Here is a 280-nt window from a genome sequence, read left to right as displayed (position 1 = left end):
CCACCGCGACGACGTGGACTACTGCTGCATGCCGCTGTTCCACGGCAACGCGCTGATGGCGCTGTGGGCCCCGGCCCTGGCCAACGGTGCGACGGTGTGCCTGACCCGCAAGTTCTCCGCGTCCGGGTTCCTGCCCGACGTGAAGTTCTTCGGCGCGACGTTCTTCACCTACGTCGGCAAGGCCCTGGCCTACCTGATGGCCACCCCCGAACAGCCCGACGACGCCGACAACCGGCTCGAGCGGGGCTTCGGCACCGAGGCCTCGCCGGAGGACAAGGCA

1 protein-coding gene is annotated in these 280 nt (G+C 69.3%); it reads left to right on the top strand.

What is annotated here, in order from left to right:
- A partial coding sequence (locus tag GN138_RS15925) for an AMP-binding protein (RefSeq protein WP_157364983.1) occupies nucleotides 1–280 on the top strand: 280 nt, incomplete at both ends.

This window comes from Winogradskyella endarachnes, assembly GCF_009741275.1.
In the GTDB taxonomy this organism is placed as follows: Bacteria; Bacteroidota; Bacteroidia; order Flavobacteriales; family Flavobacteriaceae; genus Winogradskyella; species Winogradskyella endarachnes.
This window is presented reverse-complemented; position numbering and strand designations above follow the sequence as displayed.